A 322-nucleotide genomic window follows, 5' to 3' on the forward strand; every position below is an offset into this window, starting at 1 on the left:
GCGCCGGCCATGATCGCGGCGAACAGCGCCTCGTCATCGTCGTACGACGTGAGGACGAGTCCCTTGATCGACGGGTCGACCGCGCGGACCGTCCGGCACACCTCGATGCCGGAGCCGTCGGGCAGGCGCGCGTCCAGTACCGCCACGTCCGGGCGCAGCGCCGGGATCCGGCTGGCCGCGTCGGTCGCCGTGCCGGCTTCGCCCACGACCTCGATGTCGCTGCTGCTCTCCAACAGCGCGCGGAGGCCTTGGCGGACCACCTCGTGGTCGTCGAGCAGGTAGACGCGGATCTTGGAGGCCATGGGTCCATTCCTACCAACGG

At 70.8% G+C, this 322-nt stretch carries 1 protein-coding gene; it reads right to left on the reverse strand.

The window, feature by feature from the left end; all coding sequences use genetic code 11:
* Positions 1-302 (reverse strand): response regulator (locus ACYQ0U_RS22850; RefSeq protein ID WP_459976175.1); only part of this gene is annotated, 302 nt, incomplete at its 3' end.
* Between the last annotated feature and the right edge of the window lie 20 nt (positions 303-322).

Source organism: Nocardioides pyridinolyticus (assembly GCF_054653575.1).